The organism is Brevundimonas vesicularis, from assembly GCF_044807075.1.
Lineage (GTDB): Bacteria > Pseudomonadota > Alphaproteobacteria > Caulobacterales > Caulobacteraceae > Brevundimonas > Brevundimonas vesicularis_G.
The window spans coordinates 3,242,396-3,259,855 of the sequence record NZ_CP085234.1; the positions used below are offsets into that span (position 1 = coordinate 3,242,396).

General features: G+C 66.0%; 17 protein-coding genes. 8 read left to right on the top strand and 9 right to left on the bottom strand.

Features of this window, described 5'->3' with window-relative positions:
- Positions 1-11: 11 nt before the first annotated feature.
- Genes LG306_RS16290 through LG306_RS16320 form a run of 7 tightly spaced genes read right to left on the bottom strand, consistent with a single transcriptional unit; the run spans position 12 to position 7,221 of the window.
- Positions 12-1,049, bottom strand: a complete 1,038-nt coding sequence (locus tag LG306_RS16290) for a chemotaxis response regulator protein-glutamate methylesterase (protein WP_404416724.1) — start codon at positions 1,047-1,049, stop codon at positions 12-14.
- Positions 1,046-1,906: a CheR family methyltransferase gene (locus tag LG306_RS16295; protein ID WP_404416727.1), complete on the bottom strand. Its 861-nt coding sequence runs from the start codon at positions 1,904-1,906 to the stop codon at positions 1,046-1,048. The genes LG306_RS16290 and LG306_RS16295 overlap by 4 nt, the downstream gene beginning before the upstream one ends.
- Positions 1,903-2,358, bottom strand: coding sequence for a chemotaxis protein CheW (locus LG306_RS16300; protein ID WP_017505898.1), 456 nt, complete (start codon positions 2,356-2,358; stop codon positions 1,903-1,905). The genes LG306_RS16295 and LG306_RS16300 overlap by 4 nt, the downstream gene beginning before the upstream one ends.
- 3 nt (positions 2,359-2,361) lie before the next feature.
- A complete protein-coding gene (locus tag LG306_RS16305; protein WP_404416730.1) occupies positions 2,362-4,614 on the bottom strand; it encodes a chemotaxis protein CheA in 2,253 nt (750 codons plus the stop codon).
- Between the two features lie 29 nt (positions 4,615-4,643).
- Positions 4,644-5,009, bottom strand: coding sequence for a response regulator (locus LG306_RS16310; RefSeq protein WP_017505900.1), 366 nt, complete (start codon positions 5,007-5,009; stop codon positions 4,644-4,646).
- Positions 5,006-5,281, bottom strand: coding sequence for an STAS domain-containing protein (locus LG306_RS16315; protein WP_404416734.1), 276 nt, complete (start codon positions 5,279-5,281; stop codon positions 5,006-5,008). Before LG306_RS16315 ends, LG306_RS16310 begins: the two co-directional genes overlap by 4 nt.
- Entirely contained in the window at positions 5,281-7,221 is a 1,941-nt protein-coding gene (locus LG306_RS16320) for a methyl-accepting chemotaxis protein (protein ID WP_404416737.1), read from the bottom strand. Before LG306_RS16320 ends, LG306_RS16315 begins: the two co-directional genes overlap by 1 nt.
- Before the next feature lie 896 nt (positions 7,222-8,117).
- On the opposite strand from LG306_RS16320, the gene LG306_RS16325 reads away from it, so the two are divergent.
- From LG306_RS16325 to LG306_RS16340, 4 genes are read left to right on the top strand one after another with little or no spacing between them, the layout of a single operon-like run.
- A complete protein-coding gene (locus LG306_RS16325; RefSeq protein ID WP_404416740.1) occupies positions 8,118-9,125 on the top strand; it encodes a sensor histidine kinase in 1,008 nt (335 codons plus the stop codon).
- Positions 9,122-9,733: a response regulator transcription factor gene (locus tag LG306_RS16330; protein WP_404416743.1), complete on the top strand. Its 612-nt coding sequence runs from the start codon at positions 9,122-9,124 to the stop codon at positions 9,731-9,733. Before LG306_RS16325 ends, LG306_RS16330 begins: the two co-directional genes overlap by 4 nt.
- A 34-nt stretch (positions 9,734-9,767) precedes the next feature.
- Positions 9,768-12,257, top strand: a complete 2,490-nt coding sequence (locus tag LG306_RS16335) for a helicase-related protein (protein ID WP_404416746.1) — start codon at positions 9,768-9,770, stop codon at positions 12,255-12,257.
- Entirely contained in the window at positions 12,254-12,532 is a 279-nt protein-coding gene (locus LG306_RS16340) for an RNA-binding S4 domain-containing protein (RefSeq protein WP_404416749.1), read from the top strand. Before LG306_RS16335 ends, LG306_RS16340 begins: the two co-directional genes overlap by 4 nt.
- Here LG306_RS16340 and LG306_RS16345 read toward each other — a convergent pair.
- A complete protein-coding gene (locus LG306_RS16345; protein ID WP_404416752.1) occupies positions 12,519-13,145 on the bottom strand; it encodes a YceI family protein in 627 nt (208 codons plus the stop codon). The genes LG306_RS16340 and LG306_RS16345 overlap by 14 nt on opposite strands.
- Positions 13,146-13,317: 172 nt before the next feature.
- Here LG306_RS16345 and fdxA point away from each other — a divergent pair, with 172 nt between their 5' ends.
- Both fdxA and LG306_RS16355 read left to right on the top strand, forming a co-directional pair.
- The gene (gene fdxA / locus LG306_RS16350) at positions 13,318-13,659 is read left to right on the top strand and encodes a ferredoxin FdxA (protein ID WP_017505910.1); all 342 of its coding nucleotides are present in this window, start codon (positions 13,318-13,320) and stop codon (positions 13,657-13,659) included.
- Between the two features lie 300 nt (positions 13,660-13,959).
- Positions 13,960-14,490, top strand: coding sequence for a CarD family transcriptional regulator (locus LG306_RS16355; protein WP_017505911.1), 531 nt, complete (start codon positions 13,960-13,962; stop codon positions 14,488-14,490).
- Between the two features lie 72 nt (positions 14,491-14,562).
- Here the strand turns inward: LG306_RS16355 and LG306_RS16360 are convergent, their stop codons facing one another.
- On the bottom strand, positions 14,563-15,042 hold the full coding sequence (locus LG306_RS16360; protein WP_269219940.1) for a DUF3617 family protein: 480 nt from the start codon (positions 15,040-15,042) through the stop codon (positions 14,563-14,565).
- A gap of 236 nt (positions 15,043-15,278) precedes the next feature.
- Here LG306_RS16360 and rpmB point away from each other — a divergent pair, with 236 nt between their 5' ends.
- Together rpmB and LG306_RS16370 are read left to right on the top strand one after the other, a co-directional pair.
- The gene (rpmB, locus tag LG306_RS16365) at positions 15,279-15,575 is read left to right on the top strand and encodes a 50S ribosomal protein L28 (RefSeq protein ID WP_026108540.1); all 297 of its coding nucleotides are present in this window, start codon (positions 15,279-15,281) and stop codon (positions 15,573-15,575) included.
- Positions 15,576-15,684: 109 nt separating this feature from the next.
- Positions 15,685-17,412: a M1 family metallopeptidase gene (locus tag LG306_RS16370; RefSeq protein ID WP_404416757.1), complete on the top strand. Its 1,728-nt coding sequence runs from the start codon at positions 15,685-15,687 to the stop codon at positions 17,410-17,412.
- Positions 17,413-17,460 lie beyond the last annotated feature (48 nt).

The window sequence follows — 17,460 nt, forward strand, 5'->3', positions numbered from 1 at the left end:
GACGCTCCCGGTTAGGCGACTGACCGCGCGGCCGGATCGGCGCACAGTTCGAGAATGGCGGGGGACAGGCGGTGCAGCGGCAACTGCCGCTCCACGGCGCCGATTTCATAGGCGGCCTTGGGCATGCCGTAGACGACGCAGGTCGCCTCATCCTGCCCCAGGGTGCGGCCGCCGGCCTGACGCATGGCCAGCAGGCCCTTGGCGCCGTCGCGGCCCATGCCGGTGAGGATGACGCCGGTCATCGGCCGCTTCAGCCTGGCGACGGAGTCGAACATTACATCGACCGACGGACGGTGGCCGTTGACCGGATCGCTGGCGACCAGTCGACAGCGAGGCGTCAGTCCGGCGGCCACCTCCAGATGGGTCACGCCGCCGGGGGCCAGATAGATATGTCCAGGCTTCAGAAGCGCGCCGTCCACGGCTTCGCTCACCTTCGGGGCGCAGACGCGATCCAGACGCGCGGCGAAGCTGGCCGTGAAGGTCGCCGGCATATGCTGGGTGATGACGGTCGCCGGGCAGTCCAGCGGGAAGCCGCTGAGCACCGTCAGCAGGGCCTCGACCCCGCCCGTGGACGAGCCGATGGCGAGAATATGATTGGGATCGGCGCGATAGGTCTGCGGCGCCGCAGCGCCAGCAGGCGTATCGCCGCGGGCGCGGACGCGCGAGCGGGCGGCGGTCTTCACCTTCCCAATCAGGTCGTGGAAGGCGTCGACGCTGGCCACGGCGGGCTTGGCCACAGCGTCCACGGCGCCGATTTCCAGCGCCGCCAGGGTCACGTCGGTTCCCGCCGCCGTCAGGGTCGAGACCATGACCACCGGCATGGGCCGCAGACGCATGATCTTTTCCAGGAACTCCAGCCCGTTCATATTGGGCATTTCGACGTCCAGGGTGATGACGTCGGGGTTCAGGGCCTTGATCGCCGCGCGGGCCTCGATGGGATCGGCGGCGGTGCCGACGACCTCGATCTCGGGGTCGGACTTCAACGCGGCCGAGATCAGGCCGCGCATGGTCAGGCTGTCGTCGACGACGAGAACGCGAACGGGGCTCATGCGCCACCCAAACGGTAGGTGGTCAGGCCGGCGGTCTGCAGCTGGCTGGTCGCCGGGCCGGAAACACGTTCGGAGTGACCGATGTAAAGAGTCGCGCCGGGATTCATCAGCGGCGTGAACCGCTTCCACACCCGCTCCTGGGTGGCGTCATCGAAATAGATGACGACGTTGCGGCAGAAGATGACGTCGAACTTGCCCTTCATCGGCCAGTCGCCGATCAGGTTCAGTTCCTTGAAGCTGACCAGCCGCTTCAGCTGCTGGCCCGCGACCCACTGGCCGCGATCGGCGCGGTCGAAATATTTGCGCCACAGGGTGACGGGCGCGGGCTCCAAAGCTTCTTCGGAATAGACGCCGTCATGGCCCTGGGCGACCATGTTGGGATCGATGTCGGTCGCCAGGATCCGCACATCCAGCTCGGCCGCCTCGGGCAGGGCCTGAAGCACGGTCAGGGCCATCGAATAGGGCTCCTGCCCGTTCGAGCAGGCGGCCGACCACAGACGGACCCGGCCGCCGGCGCGGGCGCGCGCCGCCAGTTCAGGCATGACCCTGTCGCGCAGGTCGTCGAAATGGTGCGGTTCGCGATAGAAGCGGGTGACGTTGGTGGTCAGGGCCGCCGTCATCTTTTGGCGTTCGTCGACGCCGTCCACGCCCTCGACCAGGGCGCAGTAGTCGCGGAAGCTGGTCAGGCCCAGGGTGCGCAGGCGCTTGGCCAGGCGCGAATAGACCAGCGCGGCCTTGCCCTCGTTCAAGGCGATGCCCGCATGGGCGTGCAGCATCTGGGCGATGTGGCGGAAATCCTCGGCGGTGAAGACGAACTCGCCCTCGACGATCGATCCCCGGCCGGCGGCGGCGTTCATGCGGCTTCAGCCTCGACTTGCGGCAGGATGTAATCGAGTTCGATCAGGCTGATCATGCGACCGTCGATCGAGAAGATGCCCTTGACGAAGGTCTTGACCTGATCGCTGGCGACGTCGGGTGTCGGCTGCACCGAGGCATCGCTCATCTGCAGGATGTCGGATACCGCATCGACCAGCAGACCGACCATCCGGCCGCCGATATGGGCCACCATGATGACGTGACGCGCCGTCGGTTCCGAGGTCGTCAGGCCGAAGCGTGCGCCCAGGTCGATGATGGGCAGGACTGTGCCGCGCAGGTTGATGACGCCCTTCATATAGCCCGGCGAGCGGGGCAGAGGGGTCGCCGGCGTCCAGCCGCGGATTTCCCGCACCGACATGATGTCGACGCAGAACTCCTGACTGCCGATGCGAAAGGCGATCAGTTCACGCTGGAGATCTTTGGCTTCGGTCATGGTTCAGCTCGCGAGCTTGAAGTCGGGACGGACGGATTTGCGGCGCATGTCGGTGACCAGCACATCGACATCCAGGATCAGGGCCACACGCCCGTCGCCCAGGATGGTGGCGGCGGCGACGCCCTCGACCTGCTGGTAGTTGGTTTCCAGGCTCTTGATGACCACCTGGCGCTGGCCCTGGATGGCGTCGAACAGCAGGGCCGCCTGCTGGCCGCCTTCGGTCTCGACGACCACGGCGACGCCTTCGGTCGGGTTCATCGGCTGTTCGCGGAAGCCCATGATCAGGGCCACGTCGATCAGCGGCAGGAACCGGTCGCGGAAGCGGATGACGGGATCCACGCCGCCGACGAAATGCAGGTCCACGGCCTGCGGGGTCAGGCTTTCGACGATGGCCGGCAGCGGTGCGATCAGCGTCTGTTCAGCGGCGGCGACGACCATGCCGTCCAGCACCGCCAGCGTCAGCGGCAGGCTGAGGGTGAAGGTTGAACCCTTGCCCGGCACCGAGCTGATGGAGATGCGACCGCCCAGGGCCTGGATCGAGCGTTTGACCACATCCATGCCCACGCCCCGACCCGAGATGTCGGACACGACGGCGGCGGTGGAGAAGCCCGGCGCGAAGATCAGATTGTCGATCTGTTCGTCGGTCAACGGCGCATCGGCGGCGATCAGACCCTTGTCGACGGCGATCTTCTTGACGCGTTCGCGGTTGATGCCGCGCCCGTCGTCGGAGATTTCGATGACGATCCGACCCGAGCGATGCAGGGCGGCGAGACGCACCGTGCCCTCAGCCGGCTTGCCGGCGGCGACGCGCTCCTCGGGCGCTTCCAGCCCGTGGTCGATGGCGTTGCGCAGCATGTGGGTGATGGGTTCGGCTAGGCGTTCGACCACGGTCTTGTCGACCTCGGTGTCCTCGCCGGCCGTGACCAGACGAACCTGTTTGGAGACCATGTCGGCGACTTCGCGGACCAGACGCGGCATACGCTGGAACACCGACTTCACCGGCTGGGCGCGGATCGCCATGACGCTGTCCTGGATCTCGCGGGTCAGCAGTTCCAGGTCTTCCATTCCGAGCGCGATGCCGGAGGACCGGGCCAGGCCGCTTTCCAGAACGCGCTGCGACAGCATGGCCTGCTGGATGACGAGTTCGCCGACGACGTTGATCAGGCGATCCACGCGGTCCAGGTCGACCCGGATGGTCACAGGCGCCGGAGCGACGGGGGCGGCGGGGGTCGGCGCCGAAGCGACTGGAGCGGCGACTGTCGCGACACCGGGCGTGACCGGAGCGGGCGTGGGCTCGGGTTCGGGCTCGGCGGCGACCAGGGCAATGGGTGCAGCGGCAGGCTCGTCGGCCGCGCCGCTCGCCTTGGCCAAAAGGGCGGCGATGTCCAGGTCGTCGCCGGCGGGCAGGACGGCGGCCGGTTCGTCGGCGAAGGCGCCCATGTCTGTCGCATCGGCGGCGGCGCCCCCCAGGGGCGTGATGGTCAGTTCGCAGTCGCTCTCGACGAAATCGAAGACCTCTCGCACGGCGGCCTCATCGACGTCGGCGTCCAGATCGACGGTCCAGGTCAGGCAGCCGTCCTCGACCGACAGGGCGTCCAGCGTCGGCGTCTCGCTGTCATCCACGACGACGGTGACCGGCCCCAGACGACCCAGTTCGCGCAGCAGCAGGCTGGTCTCGTTGGCGTTGACGTACATCCGGCCCATCGGCTTGAACACGACGCGCCAGCCGGTCGACGGCGTGTCGGCGCCCAAGTCGCCGCCCAGATCGTCGATGGGCAGGGGCGCGGCGTCATCCAGCGCCATGTCGAAGGCCATGGGGGTGAAGCCGAAATCGTCTTCGTCCTCCTCGACCTCGGCCGGCGCCTCGCCGCCGTGGGTCAGGACCTGCATTTCGGCGACCAGTGCGGCGGACCGCGCCTCGTCCACCGGCGGGATCAGGCCTTGAGCGGCCTGGATGTGATCGGCCAGCACATCGGAAGCGCGCAGCAGGGTCTTGATGGTGATCGGATCGCACGGCTTACGGCCTGCGCGCAGTTCGTCCATCAGGGTCTCGAAGACGTGGGCGAAGCGAACCAAGTCTTCCAAGCCGAAGGCCCCTGCCCCGCCCTTGACCGAATGGACGGCGCGGAAGACGGCGTTGATCGTCTCCAGATCGGTCTGGCCCTGTTCAAGCAGCATCAGCTTGGCCTCCAGGTCGGCGAGCAGTTCGTCGCACTCCTGGAAGAAGGTGGCTTTGATGGCTTCGAAGGCGTCCATTGGGTCGAGGTCCGGCGGGCTTTAGGCGATCAGGCGGCGACGCGGCGGACGGCGTCCACCAGCTTGACGGGGTCGAACGGCTTGACGATCCAGCCGGTGGCCCCGGCGGCGCGGGCGCGGGCCTTCTTCTCGACGTCGCTCTCGGTCGTCAGCACCAGCACCGGGGTGGTGCGGTGGTTCGGATTGGCGCGCACGCCCTCGATGACGCCGAAGCCATCCATGCGCGGCATATTGATGTCGGTGATGATGACGTCGGCGCCCTTGGCGTCCAGCGTCTCCAGCCCATCCACGCCGTCGACGGCCTGGATCACGGTATAGCCGGCATCTTCCAGCGCCATCAGCAGCATGTCGCGCATGGTGCGTGAATCGTCGATCGTCAGAACGGTTTTGGTCATGCCAACGCCCCCTCGGTGTTGAAGTCCGGCGCGCCGTAGGCGGCCCATTGTTCTGTCCAGTATTGGGACGCAGACCCTAAACTTAGGTTGACGCCATCGGTCGCCCACGTTTTTTGCGCCGACAACAGGATCTGCAGGCACAGGCCGCCCAGTCGCTGGACAGCAGAAGCATCCAGGATCACGCGGTGCCCCCGCAAAGCCAGCAACTCCGCCTTCAGCGGCTCGGCCGCATTCAGGTCCAGCACGTCGGACAGGATCAGGGTTTCAGTCATCAGAACTCCTCCCAGCCATCCTCGACGGCTGCGGCTTGAGGCTTGGGTGCGGCGCCGCCTCGGCCGATGACCTTCAGGGCGGCGGCCATGTGGCTCGACGGTTTGGCGACCGGCGCAGGGGCGCGAGCCGGCACGGGCGCAGCGGCGCGCGAGGACGAAGACCCGACGCGGAACTGGGCAACCGAGGCTTGCAGGCTTTCCGCCTCCTGCGCCAGCGAGTGGCTGGCGGCGGTGGATTGTTCGACCATGGCGGCGTTCTGCTGGGTGACCTGGTCCATCTGGTTCACCGCCGTGTTGACCTCGGCCAGACCGACGGCCTGTTCCTGGGCCGAGGCGGCGATTTCGGTGACCAGACTGTCGATCTCGGCCACGCGATCGACGATCCGTTGCAGGGCCTCGCCGGTCTCGCCGACCAGTTTCACGCCCGCGCCGACCTGGCCGGCGGAGGCCGAGATCAGGGTCTTGATCTCCTTGGCGGCCTCGGCCGAGCGCTGGGCCAGCGCCCGGACTTCGGAAGCGACCACCGCGAAGCCGCGACCGGCCTCGCCCGCCCGTGCGGCCTCCACGCCCGCGTTCAGGGCCAGCAGGTTGGTCTGGAAGGCGATCTCGTCGATCACGCCGATGATCTGGTTGATCTCGCTGGACGAGCCCTCGATGGCCTGCATCGCCTGCACCGCATCGCGGACGATGACGCCCGAAGTCTCGGCGTCGCCCTTGGCGGCGCGTACGACGTCAGACGCTTGCCGCGCGCCCGAGGCGGTCTTGTTCACCGTAGCGGTGATTTCGTCCAGGGCCGCAGCCGTCTCCTCCAGCGAGGCGGCCTGCTGTTCGGTGCGGCGCGACAGGTCGTCGGCGGCCTGCGAAATCTCGCCGGCGCCCGAGCGAATGCCCGAGACGTTGCCGACCACGACCGAGACGGCCTGCTGCAGCTGGGAGATGGCGGCGTTGAAGTCGGTCTTCAGCTGAGCCAATTTAGGATTGAACTCGATGTCGATCCGGTGGGTCAGGTCGCCGTTCGACATGGCCGACAGGCCTTGGCCCAGGGCCGCGATGGCCTGAGCGTCCTCGGCGGCTTCGCGCGCCTTGTCCGCCTCGCGTTCGGCGCGCTCCTGTTCGCTCATGGAACGGTGAGCCATGGCTTCATGTTCGACGCGAACCTTCTCGACCGCCGCGTCACGGAAAGCGAGGATGGCCCGACCCATCTTGCCGAACTCGTCATTTCGCTCGGCGTCAGAGACCGTCAGGGTCGTGTCGCCAGCCATCAGCCGCTGCATATGGGCGACCATCGTGAAGATCGGTCGCACGATGGAGCGCGTCGCGACGAAGCCCGAGATCACAGCGATCACTAGAGCGGAGATCAAGCCGACGACGGTGGCGATCAGCGCGGTGCGGCTGGCGGCGGTCTGAGCCTCGACAGCGGCTTTCAGCGCCACGTCGTTGGCGGCCTTGATCGCGTCGACCGCCTCCTCGACTGGCGCGACATAGTTGTCGGCGCTTCCGTTGCGACCGACCATCTGCACGGCTTGCGCGCCGCGGCCGTCGCGGACCATCGCCGAACCGGCTTCGACGACGTTCTTGTACCAGACGGCATTGCCCTCGACGGCCTTGCCGATCAGCGTGGCGCGATCGGCCGACACTTCGCCACGCAGTTCATCCATCGCCGCAAGGAACTTGCCGCGGTGAGCATCGACGCGTTCGAGATAGTAGGGATCCTGAGACAGGAGATAACCGCGCATCGCGTTCTCCTGGCGGGCCATGTAGAATTCCGCCTTCGCCGTGGAGCGGTTAGCCTGGTTTTCCACCGTGCGAACCTTGCCAGCCGCCTCCACCTGCAACAGGCTGGCGATGATGACAGCGCCCATGACGGCGATCGCCGCCAGCACCAGACCGAAGGCCGCGAACAGCTTGCGACCTACGGGCATATTCTCGATCAACTTCAACTCAGCATCCCCCGGTGGATCGGTTACTCAAAATAGGTTTGTGGCAACCGGCCGGTGCGATCGGCGACTGCCCGCTCCAGGGCCCACCACCCGTATCCGCGCCATCGCCGGCGGGTCGTCCGCCAAAAGCGCGTTGACATCGGTACAGACACGCATGGTGATCCCCTGAAGCTTCTGCATTCTGGACCCCAAGAATGAGGCGATGATTAATATCAAATCTGAACTACGCCGTAGGTACGATTGCGTAGGCTGCACAGCGTCTTAGCCGGGCCATGGCGGCCGTTAGCCTGCGGCGATCATCCGGGATCAAAACCATCGAGGTCCGGACGAATACGTATGTTCACGTATAGAAAATCCCGCTATTAAAAATTGTCGAAAAAGCGGCAGCCAAGCTTAGATGAAAGTCAAAGCAGGTCGGAGGTTATGAATTCACCTTGTCATGAAATAAAATCGCCTTCGGCCGTCTAGCCGAGATGATTTCGCGAGCAACGACATGGCGAAGCGGAGTTTTGATCGCCTGCCTGTCGGTGCTTGGCGCGACGTTGGTTCGCAGCGGGCTCGTGCCGTTCGGAAACTTCTACTATCTGCCGCTTGTACCGGCTGTGATCGTTACGGCTCTGCTGGCGGGCAGAGGAGCAGTGGGCTTGGCGATCGTGTTGGCCATCGGCGCCAACCTGTGGCTGGTGCGCCGCGAAAGCGCTCTGTACGCGATGGCGAACGCGGCCCTCTTTGCCGTCATCGCCTGGGTCATCGCCGAGGTCTGTCGTCGGTTGACCGACGCCTTGGAACACGCCCGCGCTCTGACACGTGATCTCGCCGTGCGAGAGATGCTGCTGGACACTATCGTCGCCTCCACGCCGATCGTGACACTGGACCGCGAGGGACGGACGCGACGTGTGACGCCGGCGGCCGCTGATCTGTTGCGCGTAGATCGCCGAACGGCGATTCACCAGCCGTTCTGGTCGCTACTGCCGGGCTTCGACGAGACAGCCTTGTCGAAGGCGCGCCAGGGCGGTGAGGTTCTCGCACCGTCCGGCCCCTGGACGCCCGGACCGTCGGATTGTCCTGGACCGCCTCTGACGATCCACGCCAACGTCTTGCCCGACGACATCTTGCCAGAGCACATCATCCTGACGCTGGGCGATGACAGCGAGGCCGAAACGGTCCGGCGCCGCGAAAGAGATTTGACCGACAGGCTAAGCAAGGCTTGGCGTCTGAACTCAATGGGGGAGATGGCCGCGACCCTTGCTCACGAACTGAACCAGCCGCTTACCGCCGCCGCCGTCTATCTGCATACTGGCCAGGCCGAGCTGGCGGCGCTCGGGCTAGCAGCGGAGAGGCCGAACAAGACGATTGAACAGGCCAAGACACAATTGGTGCGTGCCGGCGACATCATTCGTCGCATGCGCGAACAGGTCGCCACGGGGTCGCGGTCTTTTGCCGAAGAACGCGCATCTGTGATGATTCTGGACCTTGCGCCGGTCTTCGCCCTTATCGGACAGGATACCGACACCCCTATCGATCTGGACATGGAAGAGACCGACGATCGGGTGCTGGCCGACCGAATCCAGATTCAGCAGGCGCTGGCCAATCTGGTGCGCAACGCCGTGGATGCGGTCATCGGACGCGAGGGCGCGCGCGTCACCGTGACGGGACGCTCGCACGGATCGGATGGCTATGAAATCGCGGTTTCGGACAACGGCGACGGCATTCCCGCGGAGCAGATGGACGACATCTTTCAACCGATGATCACCACCAAGCCCGGCGGCATGGGCCTGGGTCTTTCCGTGACGCGTTCAATCGTTGAAAGTCACGGCGCCGCTTTAGTCGTCAGTCGTAATCCTCAAGGCGGAGCGACCTTCTCGTTCTGTCTGCCTCGCCTCACGGAGCCCGACCTCCCATGAGCTCACATTCCGTCTTCATCATCGACGACGACCCCTTCATGCGAGACGCTCTGGTGCTGATGCTGCGGGGGGCGGGTTTCCGGGCGCGCAGTTTCGTCAGCGCCGACGACTTCCTGGTCAATCTGCCAGCAGACAAGAGCGCCTGCGTCATCACCGATGTGCGGATGCCCGGGCTTCAGGGTTCTGAGCTGATCGGGCGTCTCAAGAGCCTGCGCGGCGACACTTGGCCGGTGATCGTCATCACGGGTCACGGCGAGGTGGCGCTTGCGGTTCAGCTGATGAAGGCGGGCGTCGTCGATTTCGTCGAAAAGCCCTTCGATCCACAGCGGATACTGGACGCGGTCTCCAGCTGCCTGGCCTCGCTGACCAGTCTTGAAGCCGAGCGGATCGCGCGCGAGGACGCCAGGGCCCGCCTGGACACCCTGACCCCGCGCGAGCGGCAGGTCTTCGACGCCCTGATCGACGGCTGTTCGAATAAGGAGATCGCGCAAAGGCTGGAGATCAGCCCGCGCACGGTGGAGATCTTTCGCGCCAAGGTGATGACGAAAATGCAGGCCGCGAACCTGTCCACCCTGGTTCGGATCGGAATGCGCGCCGGCGACGCTTGAGCCGGACGAGATTCGTCGCCACCTTAGTCGCGACATGAGCGACCGGTCCGCAGGCCTCGCCCCGTCCCGCGTGACTGCGGTCCTGGGGCCCACCAACACCGGCAAGACCCATCTGGCGGTCGAGCGGATGCTGGGTCACGCCTCGGGCATGATCGGCCTGCCGCTGCGGCTGCTGGCGCGTGAGATCTATGAGCGGATCGTCAAACAGCGCGGCGCGGCGGCCGTCGCCCTGATCACCGGCGAGGAAAAGATCGTCCCGCCGCGTCCGCACTATTTCGTCTGCACCGTCGAGGCCATGCCGCTGGAGCGGGCGGTCGAGTTTCTGGCCATCGACGAAATCCAGCTGGTCGCCGACCCCGAGCGCGGCCACGTCTTCACCCAGCGGCTGCTTCACGCGCGCGGCCGGTTCGAGACGATGTTCCTGGGCGCCGGCACGATGGAGCCGCTGATCCGCCGCCTGGTCCCGGATGTGGAGATCGTGACGCGCGACCGACTGTCCACCCTGTCCTACGCGGGCTCCAAGAAACTGACCCGCCTGCCGCGCCGCAGCGCCATCGTCGCCTTCTCGACCGACCGGGTCTACGCCATCGCCGAACTGATCCGGCGCCAGAGAGGCGGGGCGGCGGTGGTGATGGGCAGTCTGTCTCCTCGCACCCGCAACGCGCAAGTGGCGCTGTATCAGTCGGGCGAGGTCGATTTCCTGGTCGCCACCGACGCCATCGGCATGGGGCTGAACATGGATGTGGACCATGTCGCCTTCGCGGGCCTGAGAAAGTTCGACGGGCGGCGCACCCGCTGGCTTTACGCCCATGAAATCGGCCAGATCGCCGGGCGGGCCGGCCGGCATCTGCGCGACGGCACCTTCGGCGTCACGGCCGAGGCCGAGGATCTTGACCACGATCTGGTCGAACAGGTGGTCGAGCATCGGTTCGATCCGATCGAGGCGGCGGAGTGGCGGAACGCCCGGCTGGATTTCGACACCCTGCCCGATCTGCTGCGCTCGCTGACGGTGACGCCCCAACGATCGGGGCTGAGCCTGACGGCGGAGGCGCTGGACGAGACCCTGCTGCGTCGCCTGATCAAGGACGAGGAGATCGCGCGCGTGGGGCGCTCGCGCGGGGCGGTCATGCGGCTGTGGGAAGCGTGCCAGTTGCCGGACTTCCAGAAGACGACGCTGGATGAACACGCCCGGCTCGCCAAGGACGTCTTCCACGCCCTGACCGGCAAGCGCGGCCGGCTGACCGACGACTGGATGGCGCCGCGCTTCGCCTTCGTGGATCGCGACGACGGTCAGATCGACCAGCTGTCGGCGCGGCTGTCGGCGGTGCGCACCCTGTCCTACATCGCCAACCGGCCGGACTGGGTCCACGACGCGCAAGGCTGGCGCGACAAGACTCGCGCGCTGGAAGATCGGCTGTCCGACGTGTTGCACGAGCGGCTGACCGCCCGGTTTGTGGATCGCCGAACCACCGCCCTGATGCGAGCGCTGAACGTGCGCGAAGACACGTTTGCAGGCGTCGCAGAAGACGGCGAGGTTACGGTCGAGGGCCAGGTCGTCGGCCAGCTGGAGGGCGTGCGCTTTCAGATGGAGAAGGGCTCTTCGGCCCTGGAAGACCGCACCTTGCGCCAGGCCGCCGTGCGTGCGGTGACGCCCGAGATCAATCGACGGCTGGGGCGTCTGGCGGCCGAGACCGACGACGGGTTTTCGGTCACGCCGGACGGGGCGGTGCTGTGGCGCGGCGTGCTGACGGCGCAGATCAATGCGACGCCGCAGGGGGTCAATCCCTTTACGCCCTCCGTGCGTCTGTTGGGCGATCTGGGACCGACGCCCGCCCGCGAGCGCGCCCAGCGCCGGATCGAGGCGTGGCTGGCGGCGGAAGCGGGACGTGCGCTGCGTGATCTGCGACGGCTGCGTCAGGCGGTGGAGTCGGGGACATTGAAGGGCCTTCCGCGCGGCGTCGCCTTTCGCCTGATCGAGGCCGGCGGCGTGATCGACCGGCGCGAGGTCGAGCGCGATTTAGCCGCGCTCAGTCAGGTCGAGCGCCGCACGCTGCGCAGTTTCGCCATCCGCATCGGGGTGCATTCGGTGTGGCTGCCCGGTCTTCAGAAGCCGCGCGCGCGCCATTTCGCCCAGGCCTTCGTCGCCGCGCCGTTGATCCCGGCGACGCCCGATCTGATCGCCGCCCCGGTGGGGACGCCGTCGGCGCGGCTGTTGTCCGCGCACGGATTGCGATTGGCGGGACGGTGGCTGACGCCGGTCGAGACGCTGGAGAAGATGGCCGAGCTGCGGGCCGCCAATCACGGCCGGCTGTCCGACGAGGCCCTGACCGATCTGGGCTGGCGCGCCGATCAAGCGAAACAGATCATCGCCGCCCTGAAGGTCGAACGCGCCCGCCGACCCGACAAGCCGGGCGCAGCGCCGAAAATCGTCAAGGACTCGCCCTTCGCCGCCCTCGCCGCCCTGACGGAGGCGCCGCCGGCGCGGCCCAAGCGTCGTCGTCCGCGTCGAAAGGCGAAGGCTTGAACGAGAACGCCTGTCGCATCGATATCTGGTTGTGGCGCGCGCGGTTCGTGAAGACGCGCGGCCTGGCGGCCGATCTGGTGGAGCGGGGGGCGGTGCGACTGACGCATCAGGGGCGCGAGACGCGGCTCGACAAGCCCAGCCGGTGCGTTCATGTCGGCGACCTGCTGACCTTCGCCCAGAAGGGCCGCGTCACCAGCCTGAAGGTCGAGGCGCTGGGCGAAAGGCGCGGGCCTGCCGAAGAGGCCCGCGCGCTCTATTCCATTACTTTTGGATGACGAACTCGCCTTCGATGTGCAGGTTCACCTCGTCGGAGACGGCCGGCAGGGCGTAGTTGATGCCGAAGTCCGAGCGTTTGATGGTCGCCTCGCCGTCGAAGCCGGCCTTGTAGGCGCCCATGACGGTTCCGGCGGCGTTGAACTCGACCTCGATGGTGACGGGCTTGGTCACGCCCTTCAGGGTCAGGTCGCCGACCACGGTCGCCTCGTTCGGATCGGACGGATCGACGGTCACGGAGCGCGACACGAAGGTCGCCGTCGGGTGGTTCGCCGTGTCGAAGAAATCGGCCGTCTGCAGGTGATGCTTAAGCGCCTCGTCATTGGGCGCCACGTCGGTCAGCGGAATGGTGGCGGTCAGGGTCGAGGCCGAGGGGTTGGCCGGATCCAGCTTCAGCACGGCCTTCACGTTCACGAACTGGCCCGTATAGGTCGACAGGCCGAAGTGATTGACCGACCAGGTGATCTTGCCGTGCCCGGAATCGAGATCGTAGGTCCCGGCGGTGACTTCGGCCGGGTTCTTGGTCAGGGCGGCCTGAGCCACGACCGCGCCGCCTGCGATCAGGCTGAGGGCGGCCGCGCCGGCGACGGCGTATTTCATGAGGGAGGTGCGCATGGGGGAATTCCTGTCGATGGGGCGGATATGCAATCAATACAGTTGCGATTAGGCGCCGTTCTGTCAAGGCGCTGCGAATGGCTCTCGGCTTAAGCCGCGCTGTTGACAGTTGGTTGCGTGGCCGCCATGTCGCAGGCCTCCCGCCCACAGACCGACACCCGTTTTTCGCCCAATGACCTACATCGTCACCGACGCCTGCGTGAAATGTAAGTTCATGGACTGCGTCGAGGTGTGTCCGGTGGACTGCTTCTACGAGGGCGAGAACTTCCTGGTGATCGCGCCGGACGAATGCATCGACTGCGGCGTGTGCGAACCGGAATGCCCCGTCGACGCCATCGTGCCGGACACCGAGGACGAGCCCGACGGCAAATGGCTTCAGGTCAACGCCGAATACGCCAAGGTCTGGCCGAACATCACCGTCAAGGGCACGCCCCCCGCCGACCGCGAGCAGTACGAGCGCGAAACCGGCAAATACGAGAAATACTTCAGCCCCAAGCCGGGCAAGGGTTCCTGATTTCAGGACTGGCGGCGCTCAAGCCTTGCCGTAATTGCACGTCCGCCCTGTGGACGTTTTGAAATTCCGCAGATTTGTGATAGGTTCTGTTTCATTGGATCGGGCGGTCCGCGAAATCTTCGCGCCGCCCGTGTTTGCGACAGAATCCCGCCCTAGACGGGATCGGCCAGAGGTTTGGTGATCCGTTTCCGCTTTTGACGCCCAACATCATCCCCTCCGACGGAGCGATCCGGCGGGAGAGATCCTGTTTGCGTTTCCTGCGCCTTCGTTTCGCCCGGCCCTGACCGGGAAAGGACGATTATGACGAGCAAGACTGGTCTGGAGTTCAAGGTTGGCGACGCGGTCGTCTATCCGGCGCACGGCGTCGGCAAGGTGGCGGCGATCGAGACCCAGGAAGTCGCGGGCATGTCGCTGGAGGTCTATGTCGTGACCTTCGACCACGAGAAGATGACCCTGCGCGTCCCGACCAAGAAGGCCGTGACGGCCGGTCTGCGTTCGCTGGCCGCCGACGACGTCGTGACCAAGGCCCTGACCACCCTGAAGGGCCGCGCGCGCATCAAGCGCACCATGTGGTCGCGTCGCGCCCAAGAATACGAGGCCAAGATCAACTCGGGCGACTTGATCTCCATCGCCGAAGTGGTCCGCGACCTGCATCGCGCCGACACCCAGCCGGAACAGTCCTATTCGGAGCGCCAGCTCTATGAATCGGCCCTGGACCGCATGGCGCGCGAAGTCGCCGCCGCCAACAAGATCGACAAGGACGCCGCCGTCGAGCTGCTCGCCAAGTCGCTCAGCGCCAAGAAGCCGGTCCCGACCGCCGAAGCCGCCTAAGCTTCGACCTCGAACAAAAGAAAAGGCCCCGGAGCGATCCGGGGCCTTTTTTGATGCGTCGCAGAGCCGCCGTCAGAAGTATTCGGCGTTGGCCGGGCACTGGGCGCTGATGCGGCGCGCGGTTATGCTGGCGGGGATATAGGGGGTGCCGCGCACGATCTGGGCGCCGCCGCGGAAGCTGAAGCTGGTTTCCGTGTAGGTCCCGTTCAGGCGAACGGCGATGCGACGGCCCTTGCGATCCTGGCAGGTCCCCTCGAAGCGGGCGCTGCCGTTGCCGACCACGCGGGTCGGATAGGTGCAGCGCCACTTGTTGGTCGACAGGCCGCCGAAGAATCGGTTGATCTCGCTGGGCCGCACGCACTTCTGCTCGGTGTCGCGCTGACCCACCGCGCTGGTGGTGTATTCCCAATAACCGGGCAGGACTTCGGACTGAGCCGCAGTCTGGGCCGGGGCGATGGCGGGCGAGGCCAGCATGAAGCCTCCGGCCATCACCGGGGCCAGGACGGCGAGCGCGCGCTTGGGCAGGCGATCGATCAAGGACGGACGGGACATGGAAGCCTTCTGTTCTGCTTGGGTCTCTTTTGAGGTCGTCATCATATGGGCCATACAGGGCGGCATTTGAATGACGGCTGAACGAGGCGCGGGGACGATGGGTCCAGACTCGGCTTGACGCCGAACCGCCTCTTCCCTTATACGGCCCCCTCTCGCGCGGGCTGGTTCCCGCGCGCAACTGTTTCATGCGTCCTCTCCCACGCTCGGGCTGGACGCCGCACCTTAAGGATCTGACGATGTCGCGTCGTTGCGAACTCACCGGTATCGGCCCCATGGTCGGCCACAACGTGAGCCACTCGAACATCAAGACCAAGCGCCGCTTCCTGCCGTCGCTGAAGACGGTCAAGGTCACGTCGGAAGCCCTGGGCCAGACGTTCAGCCTGCGCATCTCGAACGCCGCGCTGCGCACCCTGGACTACAAGGGCGGCCTGGATGTCTTCATCGTCAAGGCTCGCGACGAGCAGCTGTCGATCGCCGCTCAGCGCATCAAGCGCCAGATTCGCGCCAAGCTGGCCGAACAAGCCGCCGCCTGATCGGCGACCGTGACATAGAGTTCTGGAAGAGGCCGGTGGAAACACCGGCCTTTTTCTTTGCGCCATTGCCCGCCCGCGCTAGCCTGTCGCCTCAGAGAGGGACGGCTTCATGCGCATCAAGATCTTGCTTTTGGCCGCAGCCAGCGCCCTGACCCTGTCGGCCTGCGCCACCGTGGCCCAGCCGGCGCCGACGCCGCGCGAATCGACCGCCTTCACCCTGGCCACCGATCAGCCGCTGACGCCGGAACAGCAGGCCATGCAGTTCGACAAGGCCGATTTGTCGATCAAGGTCCTGCCCGACGACAAGGCCATAGACGCGGTCGCCGTGCTGGACTTCACCGCCAAGGCGCCCCTGACCGCTCTGGTCGTCGAACTGGACACGCTGCTGACCATTTCCTCGGTCCAGATCGACGGGGTCGAAGTCGCTGTCGATCGCTGGTCCAACCCCGAAGGCCGGCTAACGATACAACTGCCCGAGACCTTGGCCACGGGCCGGTCGGTTGCCCTGCGCGTCGCCTATGCCGGCCAGTCGCGCGTGGCGCCCCACGCGCCGTGGGATGGCGGCTTCGTCTGGTCCACCGCGCCGTCGGGCGAACCCTGGATCGCCACGGCGGTTCAGGGCGAGGGCTGCGACATCTTCTGGCCCTGCATCGACAGCCCGCACGGCGAACCGGGCCGGGTCGACCTGCACATCACCGTGCCGTCCGCCCTGTCTGCGCCGTCCAACGGCCGCTTGCTGGGCAAGGTCGATCACGGCGACGGCTGGACCACCTGGAACTGGTCGGCGAAATCGCCCAACACCTACGCCATCGCGCTGAACGTCGGGCCATACGAAGAGGTGTCGGGCGAGTACGCCAGCCGGTTCGGCAACACGGTCCCGATGCATTACTGGCATCTGAAATCGGACACGCCAGAACAGGTTCAGGCCCTGTTCGCCCAGTTCCCCAAGATGCTGGATTTCTTCGAAGCCACCGTCGGACCTTATCCCTTCGGCGATGAGAAGATGGGGGTGGTCGAGACCCCGCACCTGGGCATGGAGCACCAGACGATCAATGCCTATGGCAACGGCTACAAGATCGACGGGCGCGGCTATGACTGGCTGTTGCAGCACGAGTTCGCCCACGAATGGTTCGGCAATCAGCTGACGAACCAGAACGCCGACGACATGTGGCTGCACGAGGGATTGGGCAGCTACATGCAGCCGCTCTACGCCCGCTGGCTGCTGGGCGACCGCTATATGCAGCGCGAACTGGCCAATCAGCGCGAGGGTCTGATCAACAAATATCCTGTCGTTTCAGGCACATCCAAGACCGAAGACGAAGTCTACAAGGGCGACGTTGGGCCGGGGCTCGACATCTACAACAAGGGCTCGCTGATCAGCCATTCGCTGCGGATGTTGATCGGCGACGCAGCTTTCCATCAGGCGGTCACCCGTCTGGTCTATGGCCGACCCGATCCCCGGCCGGGCAACTTCGCGCCGTTGTACCGATCCACCGGCGACTTCCTCGCGATCATCAACGACGTCACGGGCCGGGACTACGGCTGGTTCTTCCGCGGCTATCTCTACAACGCCGCCCTGCCGGTGCTGAGCCAGACCCGCGACGGCGGCGTGCTGAAGCTGGAGTGGGCGACGGGCGACGGCGGCGCCTTCCCCATGCCGCTGGAGGTCGAGATCGACGGGCGCGTTCAGACCGTGGCCATGACGGGCGGGCGCGGCCAGATCGCGGTTCCGGCCGGCGCCCATGTCCTGATCGATCCGCAGAACAAGGTGCTGCGCCAGATGGACGTGATCGACGCGCCTCAGGCCTACAAGGCGGCGCAAAAAGCAGCCCATTAAACCGCTCATCCCCGCGAAAGCGGGGACCCAGTCCTTTCACATCGCAAG